The sequence below is a fragment of the Bacillus sp. EB V-12 genome (assembly GCF_056158125.1).
On record NZ_JBUXJL010000008.1, the window covers coordinates 38,595 to 54,243 of the forward strand.

The 15,649-nt window shown below is 36.3% G+C and carries 15 protein-coding genes and 1 riboswitch; of the genes, 9 read left to right on the plus strand and 6 right to left on the minus strand.

Translation table 11 applies throughout. The features are described from left to right. The first annotated feature begins 107 nt into the window (after nucleotides 1-107). The 4 genes from ACZDYH_RS22010 to ACZDYH_RS22025 all read left to right on the plus strand — a co-directional run bounded on the left by ACZDYH_RS22010 (nucleotide 108) and on the right by ACZDYH_RS22025 (nucleotide 3,914). Nucleotides 108-1,475, plus strand: coding sequence for a sigma-54 interaction domain-containing protein (locus ACZDYH_RS22010; protein ID WP_000225146.1), 1,368 nt, complete (start codon nucleotides 108-110; stop codon nucleotides 1,473-1,475). Continuing rightward, nucleotides 1,468-2,919: an NADP-dependent succinate-semialdehyde dehydrogenase gene (gabD, locus tag ACZDYH_RS22015; RefSeq protein ID WP_044306511.1), complete on the plus strand. Its 1,452-nt coding sequence runs from the start codon at nucleotides 1,468-1,470 to the stop codon at nucleotides 2,917-2,919. The genes ACZDYH_RS22010 and gabD overlap by 8 nt, the downstream gene beginning before the upstream one ends. 47 nt (nucleotides 2,920-2,966) lie before the next feature. After that, nucleotides 2,967-3,290, plus strand: a complete 324-nt coding sequence (locus tag ACZDYH_RS22020) for a DMT family transporter (protein ID WP_000263262.1) — start codon at nucleotides 2,967-2,969, stop codon at nucleotides 3,288-3,290. A gap of 132 nt (nucleotides 3,291-3,422) precedes the next feature. Beyond that, nucleotides 3,423-3,914, plus strand: coding sequence for a DUF4352 domain-containing protein (locus ACZDYH_RS22025; RefSeq protein WP_000915109.1), 492 nt, complete (start codon nucleotides 3,423-3,425; stop codon nucleotides 3,912-3,914). Nucleotides 3,915-3,959: 45 nt separating this feature from the next. Here ACZDYH_RS22025 and ACZDYH_RS22030 read toward each other — a convergent pair whose 3' ends face one another. From ACZDYH_RS22030 to ACZDYH_RS22040, 3 genes are all read right to left on the minus strand, one after another. Then, nucleotides 3,960-5,189 carry an aminopeptidase gene (locus ACZDYH_RS22030; RefSeq protein ID WP_000007349.1) on the minus strand — a complete coding sequence of 410 codons (1,230 nt, stop codon included), beginning with the start codon at nucleotides 5,187-5,189 and terminating at the stop codon, nucleotides 3,960-3,962. Between the two features lie 116 nt (nucleotides 5,190-5,305). Then, nucleotides 5,306-6,388 carry a polysaccharide deacetylase family protein gene (locus ACZDYH_RS22035; RefSeq protein WP_001233735.1) on the minus strand — a complete coding sequence of 361 codons (1,083 nt, stop codon included), beginning with the start codon at nucleotides 6,386-6,388 and terminating at the stop codon, nucleotides 5,306-5,308. Nucleotides 6,389-6,535: 147 nt separating this feature from the next. Beyond that, nucleotides 6,536-6,709 (minus strand): hypothetical protein, encoded by a 174-nt coding sequence (locus tag ACZDYH_RS22040; protein WP_000643595.1) that lies wholly within the window; start codon nucleotides 6,707-6,709, stop codon nucleotides 6,536-6,538. A 215-nt stretch (nucleotides 6,710-6,924) separates the two neighbouring features. On the opposite strand from ACZDYH_RS22040, the gene ACZDYH_RS22045 reads away from it, so the two are divergent. Beyond that, nucleotides 6,925-7,632 carry a hypothetical protein gene (locus ACZDYH_RS22045; protein ID WP_434713368.1) on the plus strand — a complete coding sequence of 236 codons (708 nt, stop codon included), beginning with the start codon at nucleotides 6,925-6,927 and terminating at the stop codon, nucleotides 7,630-7,632. A 46-nt stretch (nucleotides 7,633-7,678) separates the two neighbouring features. Here the strand turns inward: ACZDYH_RS22045 and ACZDYH_RS22050 are convergent, their stop codons facing one another. After that, nucleotides 7,679-8,875 (minus strand): NupC/NupG family nucleoside CNT transporter, encoded by a 1,197-nt coding sequence (locus ACZDYH_RS22050; RefSeq protein ID WP_001200491.1) that lies wholly within the window; start codon nucleotides 8,873-8,875, stop codon nucleotides 7,679-7,681. A 202-nt stretch (nucleotides 8,876-9,077) separates the two neighbouring features. Further along, a riboswitch (purine riboswitch) is annotated at nucleotides 9,078-9,179 on the minus strand. Between the two features lie 121 nt (nucleotides 9,180-9,300). Between ACZDYH_RS22050 and rlmD the strand changes: the two genes are divergently transcribed. The 4 genes from rlmD to ACZDYH_RS22070 all read left to right on the plus strand — a co-directional run bounded on the left by rlmD (nucleotide 9,301) and on the right by ACZDYH_RS22070 (nucleotide 13,500). Beyond that, on the plus strand, nucleotides 9,301-10,677 hold the full coding sequence (rlmD, locus tag ACZDYH_RS22055) for a 23S rRNA (uracil(1939)-C(5))-methyltransferase RlmD (RefSeq protein ID WP_000105019.1): 1,377 nt from the start codon (nucleotides 9,301-9,303) through the stop codon (nucleotides 10,675-10,677). Nucleotides 10,678-10,838: 161 nt separating this feature from the next. After that, entirely contained in the window at nucleotides 10,839-11,828 is a 990-nt protein-coding gene (locus ACZDYH_RS22060; protein ID WP_088362557.1) for a tRNA dihydrouridine synthase, read from the plus strand. Between the two features lie 350 nt (nucleotides 11,829-12,178). Beyond that, nucleotides 12,179-12,697, plus strand: coding sequence for a YehS family protein (locus tag ACZDYH_RS22065; protein ID WP_042874253.1), 519 nt, complete (start codon nucleotides 12,179-12,181; stop codon nucleotides 12,695-12,697). Between the two features lie 95 nt (nucleotides 12,698-12,792). After that, nucleotides 12,793-13,500, plus strand: coding sequence for a M48 family metallopeptidase (locus tag ACZDYH_RS22070; protein ID WP_000233759.1), 708 nt, complete (start codon nucleotides 12,793-12,795; stop codon nucleotides 13,498-13,500). 301 nt (nucleotides 13,501-13,801) lie between these two features. On the opposite strand, the gene ACZDYH_RS22075 is transcribed toward ACZDYH_RS22070, so the two are convergent. Both ACZDYH_RS22075 and ACZDYH_RS22080 read right to left on the minus strand, forming a co-directional pair. Beyond that, on the minus strand, nucleotides 13,802-14,497 hold the full coding sequence (locus ACZDYH_RS22075) for an N-acetyltransferase (protein ID WP_088362556.1): 696 nt from the start codon (nucleotides 14,495-14,497) through the stop codon (nucleotides 13,802-13,804). 14 nt (nucleotides 14,498-14,511) lie between these two features. Next, the gene (locus tag ACZDYH_RS22080) at nucleotides 14,512-15,621 is read right to left on the minus strand and encodes a mandelate racemase/muconate lactonizing enzyme family protein (protein WP_000704493.1); all 1,110 of its coding nucleotides are present in this window, start codon (nucleotides 15,619-15,621) and stop codon (nucleotides 14,512-14,514) included. Nucleotides 15,622-15,649: the final 28 nt, after the last annotated feature.

A 15,649-nucleotide genomic window follows, 5' to 3' on the forward strand; every position in this document is an offset into this window, starting at 1 on the left:
GTATAAATAGCAAACATTCTAGCTGACTCTATGTTAAATGCAGAAAATTCACTTTATAATAAAGGTAGTGAAGTGGATCGATGGATTTGAAGTTAGGGGTGGCTAGGATGGTTGCAGAAAAGGAACGAGTGTTAATGGATTTAAAAGATGTATTTGAATATGCGTTTGACGAAATTTTTGTTACAGATGAGCAAGGGATCGTTGTACGTGTAAATAGTACATGTGAAAGGCACTACCAACTAGCTGCAGAAGAGTTAGTTGGTAAGCATGTAAAAGAACTACAAAAGGATGGAATCTTTTATCCATCAGCGACATTAGAAGTGATTGAAAAAAAGAGGCCAATTGAACTCGTTCAAACTACAAAATCAGGAGAGTATTTACACGTTCGTACAAGGCCTGTTTTTGATGATGAGGGAAATTTAAGAAGAGTGATTAGTTATTCTCGCGACCTTACTGAACTCTATCAATTACGTCAAAAGGTAGAGGAAATGGATAATCAGCTAAAAACATATAAAAAAGAATTAAGAGAAACATATGAGCATGAAGGACTTATTTTTAAAAGTCTAGCTATGCAAAAAATAGTCGATACAATCAAAAAAGTATCTGTAGTGGATAGTACTGTTCTCGTTTTAGGCGAGACTGGAGTAGGAAAAAGTCGATTAGTACGCCATTTACATGAAGTGAGTCACCGTAAGTATGAAAGTTTCTATGAAATTAATTGTGCGGCATTGCCAACTAATTTAATTGAATCGGAGCTTTTTGGATATTCAGGTGGATCTTTTACAGGTGCGAATCGTGAAGGGAAAAAGGGACTATTAGAATCCGCGCATAAAGGAACTCTTTTTTTAGATGAAATCGGTGAAATGCCGCTTGAAATTCAAGCGAAGCTTTTGCAAGTATTGCAAGAAAAAACATTTCGTCCTATAGGCGGAAGAGAATTAAAAAAAGTGGATGTTCGAATTGTGGCGGCAACAAATAGAGATTTAAGCGAGATGGTGAAACAAGGAACATTTCGGAAAGATTTATACTATCGTTTGAATGTCATTCCAATTGCAATTCCCCCGCTTAGGGAAAGAACAGAAGATATTTTGCCGCTTATTTATCATTACTTGCAGCACTTTAATAAAAAGTACGGACGTGATGTGAAACTAGCGCCGAGTACGTTACAAATGTTTGTTGGATATCCGTGGGAAGGGAACAATAGAGAAATAGAGAATGTAATTGAGAGAATTGTTATTACTGTTGATGATGTTGTAACGGTAGAGGATTTGCCACTCTCTATGCAAGAGGCTGCAGTTGAACAATCGGGACAAAGCCTTTATAAAATGCTGGAAGAGGTAGAGAGAAATATAATTCTTAAAGCGTATAAAACGTATGGATCAAGTTATAAAGTGGCTGAGTTTTTGCAAATTAGTCAATCTGCTGCTACTAGAAAAATTAAGAAGTTCATAGAGGAGGAAGAAAACATTGGATAAAAAGGCGACTTTCGTAAGTATAGATAAAAAGGCGATGTATATAAATGGTGAGTGGATTACACTACAAGAACAAATTGAAGTAAATAATCCTGCGACGAAGGAAATATTTGCAACTGTACCAAAAGGCGGAGTAACAGAGGCAAAGCAAGCTGTTGATGCTGCACATGAAGCTTTTAAAACGTGGTCTAAGTTAACGGCAGCAGATCGTGCCACGAAGTTAAAAAAGTGGTTTACGCTTATTGATGAAAATAAAGAAGAGATCGCAGCGATTATGACGAAGGAACAAGGAAAGCCGTTTGCAGAAGCGCTTGGTGAAGTAAATTATGCAAACAGTTTTGTTGAATGGTATGCAGAAGAGGGGAAACGCGTATATGGTGAAATGATTCCTGCTGCTCATCCGAATAAGCGCATTTTAGTTATGAAGCAACCAGTTGGCGTTATGGCAGCTATTACACCTTGGAACTTCCCAGCTGCTATGATTACGAGAAAGGTAGCCCCAGCGCTTGCAGCAGGCTGTACAGCCGTTGTGAAACCGGCAAGTCAAACGCCATTAACTGCATTGAAATTAGCTGAATTAGCCCATGAAGCAGATATTCCAAAGGGCGTAATCAATATCGTAACAGGTAGTGCAAAAGCAATTGCTGATACATGGATGGAAGATGGTCGCGTTCGAAAAGTGTCCTTTACAGGGTCAACGGAAATCGGGAAAGAGTTAATGGCTAGTGCGGCGCAAACGATGAAAAAAGTTTCGCTTGAGTTAGGGGGACACGCTCCGTTTATCGTAATGAATGATGCAGATTTAGATAAAGCAGTAGAAGCGGTGATTGGTTCGAAATTCCGTAATGCAGGACAAACGTGTATATGTACAAACCGAGTATTCGTTCAAGAAGAAGTATACGAAGTATTTGTAGAGAAGTTCCAAAAGGCAGTAGGGCAGTTGAAAGTAGGAGACGGTTTCGGTGACGGAACGACTGTCGGGCCACTTATTGATGAGAATGCAGTTTCAAAAGTACAAGAACATATTGAAGATGCTATTCAAAAAGGTGGAACAGTTTTATATGGTGGTCAAAAGGTCGTAGAGTTAGAGGGACATTTCATTCAACCGACTGTAATTGGGTTGGCAAATGATACGATGCTTTGTATGAATGAAGAAACATTTGGGCCAGTGGCACCAGTTGCGAAATTTAAAACAGTTGATGAAGTAATCGAACGTGCAAACAATACACCATACGGTTTAGCTGCGTATATTTTCACGAAAGACATTAGCCAAGCATTCCAAATTAGTGAAGCGTTAGAGTACGGTATTATCGGTCTAAACGATGGTCTTCCATCAGTTGCACAAGCACCATTTGGTGGATTTAAAGAAAGTGGTATCGGTCGTGAAGGAGGCCATTTCGGCATCGAGGAATATTTAGAAATTAAATATATTTCATTGGGACTATAAGTAGTATACTAGAATCTCTATAAGGTAACAGAGAAGGAGATTCTAGTATGGTATATTGGCTATTATTACTTGTTACAATTATTTTTGAAGTAGCTGGAACAATTGCGATGAAACTATCAAATGGTTTAACAAAGCTCGTTCCAAGTGTACTGATTTTCGTGTTTTATGGAATTTGTTTCAGCGTGTTTGCCATCGTTGTGAAAAAGATTCATTTAAGTATTGCTTATGCTATTTGGTCTGGCGTTGGAACATTACTTATTACAATCATTAGTGTGTACTTTTTTAAAGAGCATATTAGTTTATTTCAAGCATTTTGTATTCTTTTTATTGTTTTGGGTGTCATTGGACTTAAGGTTTCATCGGCATCATGAAAGCTATCTTTTGTAGAAGATAGCTTTTTTCTATTTGTGCAGTTAGCAATTAATACGACAAAATATGACAAGAAAGAGTAAAGCGTTTTGTTATGATACATATGAAATATTGTCTTATGTGGAGGAAAGAGTATGTTAAAAAAGGTAAGTCAAATTGTTTTAATTTTTGGCATAGCTTTTAGTTTAAGTGCTTGCACTGAGACTAAAGATAGTAATGAAAGTAAACAAGAAGATGTTCAAGATAAAGTGTATAAAATAGGGGAGACAGTAGACGTAGATGGTTTGCAAGTAACTATCGATTCAGTTAAATTAGGATATCCGGATTATGATGAGAATAAAAAGAAAGAGGAGATTTTGGGGATTATTTTCAAAGTAGAAAATAATAGTAAAAAGGAAATACCTTTTGCATTTTATGAATTTGAGATTACCGATAAGAAAGGTACAAGATTTAAAGAATATAATAACCCTGATAGCTTTATTAGTAAAAAGTTAGCACCAGATGAAAAAATTCAAGATATCATGCTATTTGACGTAGCGAAAGAAAATACGTATATCGCTACGTATAGACCGGAGTTTACGCATGAAAATAGAACGATAAAATTTGAATTGAAACCAAATAAATAAAGAAACACATTGGATTATCCAATGTGTTTCTTTATGGTAATAAATTTAAAACGCCCAGTTACCTTTACGGAAGATAGGCTCATGTCTGCCATCAGCAGTAATACCGTCAATATCAAGCTCAGCTGACCCAATCATGAAGTCGTTGTGTGTGATACTAGCGTTTGCGCCGTTTTCAGCAAGTTCTTCTTTAGACATTGTTTTTCCGCCAACTAAGTTAAATGCATAAGCATTTCCGATTGCAAGGTGGCAAGATGCATTTTCGTCAAATAGTGTATTGTAGAATAAAACATTTGTGTTTGAAATTGGTGAGTCATGAGGTACTAAAGCTACTTCTCCTAAGAAGTGAGAACCTTCATCTGTTTCTACTAAATGTTTTAAAGCTTCTTCACCAGCTTCAGCTTTATAGTCTACGATACGCCCGTTTTCAAATGTTAACGTGAAATTATCGATAATATTACCTGCAAATACTAACGGTTTTGTACTAGAAACTTGGCCGTTTACACCTGTTTTAAGTGGCATTGTAAATACTTCTTCAGTTGGAATATTAGCCATAAATGGTACGTTCTTTTCATTTAAGCTACCAGCACCAGCCCATACATGTTTTTCTGGAAGCTCGATTGTTAAATCTGTTCCAGGACCTGTATAGTGAAGAGCTTTATAATGCTTTTCGTTTAAGTAATCCACTTTTGTATGTAATGTTTCATCATGTTCTTTCCATGCTTCTACAGGATTTTCTAAATCAGCACGAGTAGCTTTGAAAATAGCATCCCATAACTTTGCTTCTTGTTCTTCTGGCGCTACGTCAGGGAATACTTTCGCAGCCCATTCTTTCGTAGGAACAGAAATGACACACCAGCTTACTTTATCTGCTTGTACGTAATCACGGTATACTTTCATTGCTTCTCCAGCTACTTTATGAGCTGTTGCAATACGCGATGCTTCTACACCTTTTAATAAATCAGGGTTTTCTGCATAGATAGACATAAATGCAGCGCCTTCTTTTGCTAATTCTTCACGAGCATGTGCTTTCCAAGATGGAAATTCAGCGAAAGCTTCTTCAGGAGCTAGATCGAACTTTAAGCGTGTTAACGTCTCATCATTCCAATCTACATATACGTGTTTTGCACCAGATTTATATGCTTTTTCTGTAACGAGGCGTACAAATTGTACAGCTTCAAGAGGTGCACTAATTGATAAAGTTTGTCCAGGTTGAATATTAACACCAACATTAACTGCAAGAGCAGCATATTTCTCTAACGTTTGTTCAAATGACATATGTATAATCTCCTTTAATTTGAAAGATTTCTTACTATATATAATACAAGAAAATTCTAAAAATATATATAAATATAAAGTAAAAAGAGAGCTCAAAATGTATTGAGCCCTTATATTTACTTAATTGAAGAAGCAAACTGCTCTACAGTCGTTGTATGGTGTATACGAACGCGCTTCATCTTTAACAATTCATCAGGTTCACCCTTCGTAATGAATTGCCCAGGCTTTGTCGTCGTCGCAAATTGATAATACTTCTTCGTTTCTGTAACAACCTTATCATCTACATGACCGAATGGATAAGCAATCGCGATAACAGGCTTACCTGTTATTTTTTCTAGTTTTTCTTTTGAACCTTTTAACTCTTCCTCATAGTTTGTAATTTTCGGTAAGTCTGCATGTGTTGCAGTATGAGATTGCACCGAGAAAATGCCGGAATCAACCATTTCTTTTATTTCAGAAGTAGACAATGCTCCTTCTACATCAACGTTATCAACAATCATATATTCTGTTGCTGCCGGTTTAAAAGTATCATCTTTTAGCTTTTGTAAAACGCGAAATGCATTCATATTATTTTTCATACCGTCATCAAATGTAACGAAAATCGGCTTATTTACTTTATTTATATCGCCCCAGCGTTCAAACGTTAAAAGCGTATAACCATTGTCTTTTAAATGTTTCATTTGTGCTTCAAAGTTAGCTGGTGATACGAATAAGTCTTTAATACCTTGACCATGATAATCATCGATTGCGTGATACATAAGAACAGGAACCTTTTGTTCGAAAGTAATAGTAGATTTCGTAAGCGGGATTGTTTTCCCATCTTCTTTCATTCCTGTTGCTTCAATTTGGAACTCACCGCGTTTTCCTTCAAATTCTTTTATGTCAAAAGGAATTGTAAATTGTTTCTCCTTTTCTTTAGAAGAAAAAGATTTAGCACGTTCCTTTCCATCAGCTGTGCGCCAAATTTTATATTGTACTTCATTTAAAGAATCTTTTAAGTCTGTAATATGAATACTTGTGTTTGTAGATTCGTGTGTGATGGGAGTATAAGAAATTTTACCTTGTTCTTGTAGAGTCTCTTTTTGTATAGCTACTTCTTGAACCTTTTTCTCTTTTTTAGGTTCTTGGCTTACATTGCTAGTATTGCAGCCTGCTAGAATGGCAGACGTACATAAAGCAATTGCTGCGTATTTTCTCATAAAAATCACCTTCTATTGTGTAGTATGTTGCATATTGACATTAAAATCCCCACCGCTATAAGAGTGGTGGGGATATACCCTTGTTCATCATATCATTTGAAGAAAATGAGGGGAATATGATTTTTAGGAGGCTATTAAGGTAATAGATTAGTGACTTTGAATAGATGTATTTTTTTGTTTCTTATTAGAATTAATAATAATATAACCGACTACAAAGATAAGAGGAATAATGAAGACATAGATAGGCATTCCCCATACATAATAGCTTTTCAGCGTTAAGACTAGTAAATGTAAGAAATCGAAAAGGGCGTGAGCTTTCATAATATCCTCCAATGTTTTTTACAAATTATAACATTTAACACTTGTTATTTGTATAATTTGGAAAGTTATTTAAGCTAATTTTAAAGTAAGAAGAAGACATATTAATATGCAATTTTGCATAAGGATATGTATTTAATTAAAATATAAAGATTTTATACTATAATAAAAACCGCTATAAAACTAAGTAAGAATAATGTATGGAGTGGAGAATAGAAATGAAATATAAAAAAATAATATATATCTTTTTCATATCGCTATTTATAGTTGGTTGTCAAAGTGAAGTGAGTAAAGCGAATAGCGTGGAAGAGTATATTCCATCGCATCTTATGAATGCGGAAGTGACGGCGGATATTATGACACTAGAATTTCCTTATGAGATAAAAGAGAAATTAGAGAAAATAGGAAATAAAATGAGCGATAGTATTACAAATAATTTAGATTGGTATTTGAAGTATGCCGAAGAAGAAATTATACCGAAAAAAACGTTTCCTTATCATCAAAACTTAGGTATTACAAAAGAAGAATATGATTTTATGATAGATAAAATGAATAATGCAGAATATGTAAATACCAAAGACGGAAAACTCTTTTTTGAACAGAAAGATCATGAAATTCAAATTCTCTCTGATGAAAATTTGAAGCTAATTAAAAATATTCGAATTGATACAGAGAAGAATATAATTAAAACTCCTTTAGGAGAATGCGAATATGAAGGTGAAATAAAGGCGTCGGATGAACAAAAAGCTACTGGTCCATGGAGTGGGAAGATGTGGACTTTAAAAAGCGATGGATTACTTTATCATTTTTCATTAGGAAAGTTAAAAAACATAAACAAATCTATCATTTACATTTCAATAAAAGGTATATATAAAGATAGGATTATCAATACAGAAGAAGCAGTTGAATTTCACTCGGTTTCATAAAGAATCAAAAAAATCACCTTACTCGTTAAAGTAAGGTGATTTTTTATTAAATAAACAATCCAGCGATTGTCGCAGATAAAATAGAAGCAAGTGTTGATGCAAATAGCATTTTCCAACCAAATTTAGAAACAACGCTTCCTTGCTTTTCAGAAAGGGCACGGATTGTACCAACGATTGCACCAATTTGGCTAATACTTGCGAAGCTAATTAAGAATACTGTAACGATTCCAACTGTACGTGGAGCTAATGTTGTAGCTGTGTCTTTTAAATCAAGGATTGCTACAAACTCGTTTAAAACAATCTTCGTACCCATAATACCACCAGCTGGGATAATATCTTGAGTTGGAATACCCATTAAGAATGCGAATGGAGAAAGTACGTAACCGAAGATTTGTTGTAAAGTAACAGCATGTCCCATTGCGCCTGAAGCTGCACTAATTACGTAGTTTACAACTTCCATCACACCGATAAAGGCGATCATTAATGCGGCAACGATACCAGCTACTTTTAAACCATCAAGCGCACCGTTAATCATTGCGCCGATAAAGCTGTCTCCGAATAGAGTTCTATCAAATTTCTGAATCACTTCATCTTCTTTCTTCGTATCAACTGGTGTTAATAACGAACAAACGATTAAGCTTGAGAATAAGTTTAGCGGAAGAGCTGCCAGTACGTATTTTGCATCTAACATCATTACGTATGATGCTGTAACAGAAGCAGAAACGGAGCTCATCGCAGAACAACAAATGATAAACATACGGTTTTTATTGAAATGCTGTAAATCGTTTTTAATAACGATTAACGCTTCACTTGAACCGAAGAATACAGAGTTTACTGCGTGGAATGACTCAACACGTGGTAAACCAGTAATTTTTGAAATAGCACCGCCGACAACGCGAACGATGAATGGTAAAACACCTAAATAACTAAAGATTGAAAGTAGTGCTGAGAAAAATACGATAATTAATAATACGTTTAAGAAAAAGACAAAATCTCTGTGAATTCCATTAAAGAGAAAATCGACACCTGTCGTACCAAGTTTAATTAGTTTGTTGAAAACTTTACTAATGAAAATAATGATTTGTTGACCAATCTTTGTAGCAAACATAAACCAACCGATTAAAATTTGGAAACCAATCATAATTGCAATTGCACGGAAGTTGATTTTACTTTTGTTGTTTGACAAAGCAAAACATAAACCTAACACGGCAAGAATACCGATAATGCTCATTACATATTGCATGTAGTTGCCCCTTTCAGAAGTTCGTATAAAGTTTGTACATAAAACGCTCGTTATATTACTAAAAATAAAGGAATGAGGTTTTATGTCATACGTAAGATGTCTGACCTTTTAGAAAAATAAAAATAAAAAAAGACCCATATGGATTCACTTTCATCTATGAGAGAAAGCTAATCAATATGAGTCCTTTTTTGCGCATAGGCTAATATTCATTAGTTTTCCCCATAGTCCAGCAATTTAAGGTTGCCGGGTAGAAACTCTCGATCCATATTATCAAGTATATATGAGGTAACATCGTCCGTATTAAATTAGTAGTAGCGTAACATTAACAGAGAAGTATCGTCAATAGCTTTTTTTCTTCCAATAGAAAAAGACCATATAAGTATGATAAAATGTAACGCAGTGTTATGAAAAAGAGAGGTCGGAAAATGAGTACTAAAATGACGCCACCAGTTGAGAAAAACGAGTTTATAGATGTAGTATTTGAAGATTTAACACATGATGGTGCCGGTGTTGCGAAAGTAAAGGGCTATCCTATTTTCGTTAAAAACGGATTACCAGGTGAAGAAGCGCAAATTAAAATTATTAAAGTGAAGAAAAACTTCGCATTTGGTCGTTTAATGAAGCTTCATACAGAAAGTCCATATCGTAAAGATGCTGAATGCCCAGTATATAATCAGTGCGGCGGTTGTCAGCTTCAGCACTTAACTTATGAAGGACAATTACAAGCGAAAGAAAAACAAGTACGTGACGTTATGCAGCGTATCGGAGGACTAGCTGATGTTCCTGTTCATCCTGTACTTGGCATGAAGAATCCGTGGGTATACCGTAATAAAGCACAAGTACCAATCGGAGAACGTGAAGGCGGACTTGTAGCTGGTTTTTATCGCCAAGGAACGCATGACATCATTAATATGGAATCATGCTTAATTCAGGCAGAAGAAAACGATACATTAATCCAAGAAGTAAAACGTATTTGTGAAAAGCACGGTATCACTGCGTACAACGAAGAGCGTAACAAAGGAACACTTCGTCACGTAATGGCTCGTTACGGACAAGTAACAGGGGAAATTATGCTTGTCTTCATTACGCGTACAGCAGAATTGCCGAACAAAAAAGCAATTATTGAAGAAATTGCAGCGAAATTCCCAGAAGTAAAATCAATTGTTCAAAACGTAAATACGAAGCGTACGAATGTAATTTTCGGAGACAAAACGACAGTACTGTACGGATCAGAATACATTTATGACTTTATCGGTGACATTAAATTTGCGATTTCAGCACGTTCATTCTATCAAGTAAACCCAGAGCAAACGAAAGTGCTTTACGATAAAACGTTAGAATACGCAAAATTAAATGGTAACGAAACAGTAATCGATGCCTATTGCGGAATCGGATCAATCTCGTTATTCCTAGCGCAAAAAGCGAAAAAAGTGTACGGCGTTGAAATCGTCCCAGAAGCAATCGAAGATGCAAACCGAAACGCAGCACTAAACAACATGACAAACGCTGAATTTGGCGTAGGAGAAGCAGAAGTAGTCATTCCAAAATGGTACAAAGAAGGCGTAATCGCCGACACAATGGTCGTAGACCCACCGCGTAAAGGCTGTGACGAAGCATTACTAAATACAATCATCGACATGAAGCCAAACCGCGTCGTATACGTATCGTGTAACCCAGCAACATTAGCACGTGATTTAAAAGTACTAGAAGAAGGCGGATATAAAACACAGGAAGTACAACCTGTTGATATGTTCCCGCATACGACTCACGTAGAGTGTGTGGCTTGGCTTAAGTTGGTATAATAGGAAAGCAGTTGATATAGGGGAAATCTATACCACCTGCTTTTTGGTTTACAAAAATACCATTCATAAGCGATTTTAGTTAAAATAAATATTGCTGATTTTCACAAATTATAAATTGAGATTTTGAAATTGTATTCATAGTGAGAGGATTTGAATTTGAAATGATAGATAATTTTTGGCGTGAATTACCACGACCATTTTTCGTACTTGCACCAATGGAAGATGTGACAGACGTTGTTTTCCGTCACGTAGTAAGTGAAGCAGGTCGTCCGGACGTATTCTTCACAGAGTTTACAAACTCGGATAGCTATTGTCATCCAGAAGGTATGAAAAGTGTACGTGGCCGTTTAATTTTTACAGAGGACGAACAGCCGATGGTGGCACATATTTGGGGAGACAATCCCGAATACTTCCGTCAAATGAGTATTGGTATGGCAGAACTAGGATTTAAAGGCATCGATATTAACATGGGTTGCCCAGTACCGAACGTTGCATCAAGAGGAAAAGGTAGTGGCCTTATTCTACGTCCAGACGTTGCGGCAGAACTTATCCAAGCAGCAAAAGCGGGCGGACTACCTGTCAGCGTAAAAACACGACTTGGCTTTAAAGAGTTAAGCGAGTGGGAAGATTGGTTAACGCACATTTTCAAACAAGATATTGCAAACCTTTCTATTCACTTACGTACAAGAGAAGAAATGAGCCAAGTAGATGCGCATTGGGAACTAATTCCGGAAATTAAAAAATTACGTGACCGTATCGCACCAAATACGTTAATAACAATCAATGGAGACATCCTTGATCGTAAAATGGGGCTGGAACTTGCTGAAAAATACGGCATTGATGGCGTAATGATCGGACGAGGCATCTTCAAAAATCCATTTGCTTTTGAAAAAGAGCCAAGAGAGCATAGCAGTAAAGAGCACCTAGATCTTTTAAGACTACAACTTGATCTTCAAGATCAATATGCAGAAGTACTGCCACGCTCAATCACAGGGCTTCACCGCTTCTTCAAAATTTATGTAAAAGGCTTCCCTGGAGCTGCTGAATTGAGAAATCAATTGATGAGTACGAAATCGACGGATGAGGTGCGTGCTTTGTTGGATAGGTTTGAGGATAGTGTTGGTGAGGCTCAGGATAGTGAGACGGTTTAACTTTTAAGCAGTTAAATCATTTCATATGTAGTGCATGACATGAGTGAGTTGAAAATAAGTGCAGAGCTGGAAAAGAACAGTGTATTTGAGAAATCAAAGCACTGTTTTTTTCTTTTAGTTAATGTTAAGAGAGAAATCTTTTTATAGGCATATAAAAAACATGTAAGAGCTCTGTAGATACAATGATAGAGAAAAGTTCGGGTAAGACTATAAAACATATCTTTAAAATGTTAAAGTATTAATTTAGCGGACAATAACTAAAAGGTTAGATTAAACATGATAATTTAAAGCAGGTTATAGCATAAACTTTAACCGCTGAATAAATAATCAACATTTCAGGAGGAAACCCAATGGCAATGAGCAACAACGATATATTAAAAAGAGTACGATACGCTTTAGATATAAAAGATATAGATATGGTAGAAATCTTTAAACTTGGCGGGATGGAAGTAACGAAAGAAGACGTAGTTGATATGCTTACAAAAATAAAGAGAGCTCCTCAGCATGAAGCTGAAAATGATGAGGTAGCTGAAGATGAGTACGTAAAAACATGCGATATGATGATGTTAGAGGCATTTTTCAATGGATTTATTACTTTAAAAAGAGGAAAGCAAGATCCGAAACCAGGACAACCAGCACCTGTACAGAGCAAGGAGAGTGCCAATAACCTTCTTCTAAAGAAAATGAAAATCGCACTATCTTTAACGAGTGAGGATGTACTTGATATATTAGATAGCGTAGGCGTTACGGTAACAAAAGGAGAGTTAGGCGCTCTATTAAGAAAGAAAGGCCATAAAAATTACAAAGAGTGTGGCGATAGATACGCAAGGAATTTCATTAAGGGATTAGGTGTAAAGTATAGAGGATAATGAGTTCGTTAAAGCAGTAAATGATATAATAGGTAGAGTAGGACGTTCGTATCCTACTCTTTTTTATTTGTAAAAATACTATGCTAGGTGATGAAATGGTACATACATATTTAGGTGAGACAATTAATTTTCATATAACTTATAAGAAGAAAAAGTCCGTGCGTCTTTTTGTGGATTCGTATGGAAATGTGGAAGTGCAGGCTCCGAAAGGAACACCTGTTGAATACTTAGTCCAGTTGCTAGAGGAGAAGTGGGATTGGATTCAGACAACACGTAAGGAAATGGCGGAGCGAGCGCGTGGACCACAGGAAAAGGATTATGATCAAGGAGAGGGCTTTTTGTATTTAGGGAATACGTATCCGATACAGATTTCCCAAGATGCAAGCATTGAGCAAGACAATGCGATTTTTGAAGGGGATAAGTTACATATTTATGTAAAAGAGCTTAAGGATGAGAAAATACAACAAGCTTTAAAACGATTTTACTATAAGCAGTGTAAATCTTTAGTAGAGAAGAGTATTAAAGCGCATCAAAGTAATTTCAAAACAAAACCACGTTCTATTCGTATTACAGATAGTAGTCGTACTTGGGGTACTTGCGATTCGAATTTACAACTAACATTCAATTGGAAGCTAGCGATGGCACCACAGCGAGTAATTGACTATGTAGTTGTTCATGAAATGTGTCATATGGTTCATTTAAATCATGATCGATCTTTTTGGCGTCTTGTCGGGAAGATAATGCCTGATTATAAAGAAATGGAGAATTGGTTAGCGTTATCTAGTTGGAAGATGACGGTTTAGGAAGGGATATCGATTTTTGTCTGTAAATCGATATTTCTTGTCGAATCGTTGATATATTGTGAGTTTTGATAGATATATTTTAAAAATCGTTGATATATTGTGAGTTTTGATAGATATATTTTAAAAATCGTTGATATATTGTGAGTTTTGATAGATATATTTTAAAAATCGTTGATATATTGTAAGTTATGATAGATATATTCGAAAAATCGTTGATATAATTTCATTTACCACAGGATTGTTCAACAAATCGAAAAGAGAAGAGGTCACAGCAGACATCTCCTCTTTTCGACCATATAGATTATCGCCCAAACTTCACAACAAAATCCCCATCCACTTTCTCCATCTCATACCCACGATACCCTTCCGAAAGCAAAGCCTGCTGTCCACTAGCATCACTCATTAGAATACTTTGAATATCCGTCCAATCGCTTTCTTTATCTCCGCGCAATTTCTTCATAAAAACATACCGCAGACTACCACCATACTTCTCCTTTAGCGCAGCAATCTCCATCCCTTGCGCAAACTTATCCTTCAAACTCGGGATGTTAAAAGGAGCAACGGTGCAGCATACATAATCATATTTGCTGTCTTCTTTTTGCAATTCGTCCATGATGACGTTTGCTAATATTTTTTGCATCCCATTTCCTCGGCAGTTCGGATGAACGTTTGAGATTTCTTGATAGATGACGCGGTGTAGCTCACTTTCTGGCAAACCAATATCGAGCCCTAAATGTTCATCATCGATAGGAGGGACGAGTAGAGCGCGAAATGCGATGAGTTCGTTTTCGATAAAAGCACCAATCATCATGCCGTTTCCTTCTAGAATGTATTGAAATTCTTCTTGTGAGAGTGGTTGTAAACGACTTTTATCTTCTAGTGCTTCAACTACGATGTTTTGTAGTGATAAAATTTGTTTGATGTGCTCTAGTGATAGTAATGTAACGTGAAATGATTCGTTATTTTGTTTTAATGTTCCTTCGTATAGAACCGTCATATGATAGTCCTCCTTTAGCGTACAACGTCTTGAAAGACGGTTAGTTCTTGTAATGTATCTTCGTTTATTTCAATGCCGAGTCCCGGCTTTTCGTTTAAGCGAATGAATGGTACATCGTAATGTAAGTTTCCAATGTCTTTTGTGAATTTTAATGGTCCTGTTAGCTCTACGCTCGTAATGATTTTCTTTGAGAAGGCGACATGGAATCCTGCGGAAGAGGCAACAGATGATTCGACCATTGATCCTACTTGGCATTCAATGCCGGCCATTTCAGCTTGATGAGCGAGCTTTACAGCTGGATATATGCCACCGCATTTCATTAGTTTTATATTTACTTTATCAGCAGCTTCTAATTTAATAATTTGGCGCATTTCACGAGAACTTTTTAATCCTTCATCAATCATAAGCGGGAGGTCTGTTTTAGAACGAATATGAGCCATGGCATCAATATCGTCCGCGATAACAGGTTGTTCAATCCAGTCAATGTTTAAATGTCCTAATGAACGTAGTGCTGTTAATGTGTTTGCGCTATTTTTCCAGCCTTGGTTTACATCAACGCGAATAGCGATGTCATTTCCTACACGTTCTCGTACAGCTTCAATACGTTTCACATCTTCTTTTACATTTGTACCAACTTTCATTTTGAAAGATTGGTAACCTTTTTGAATCATAGAAGCAGCTTCTTCAGCCATGTTTTCTGGATCGGCAATACTTAAAACGTGAGTGACAGGGAATTCTTCATGATAGCGCCCGCCAATTAATTGATATACAGGTTGATTTAGTTTTTTGCCCATTATATCAAAACAAGCAATATCAATTGCGGCTTTCGCTGTTGGAACACCGTAAATTGTATTGTCCATCATGTCGTGTATTTTTTCGATATTCATTGGATTTTGCCCGATTAGAGCAGGGGTTAGCGTATGTTTTAAAGTATGGAAAGTACTTTCCCATGATTCACCTGTGACGTGATCATCAGCAACGCCTTCACCGTAACCGATAATACCTTCATCCGTTTCCATTTTGACGATAATAGAGGGCATATCAGAATAAGAGCCATAACTAATAACAAACGGATTGCGAAGCGGTAAACGAATTGCGTAAAGATGAATAGCTGTAATTTTCATTGAATAGAAACCCCTTCCTGTTTACAAT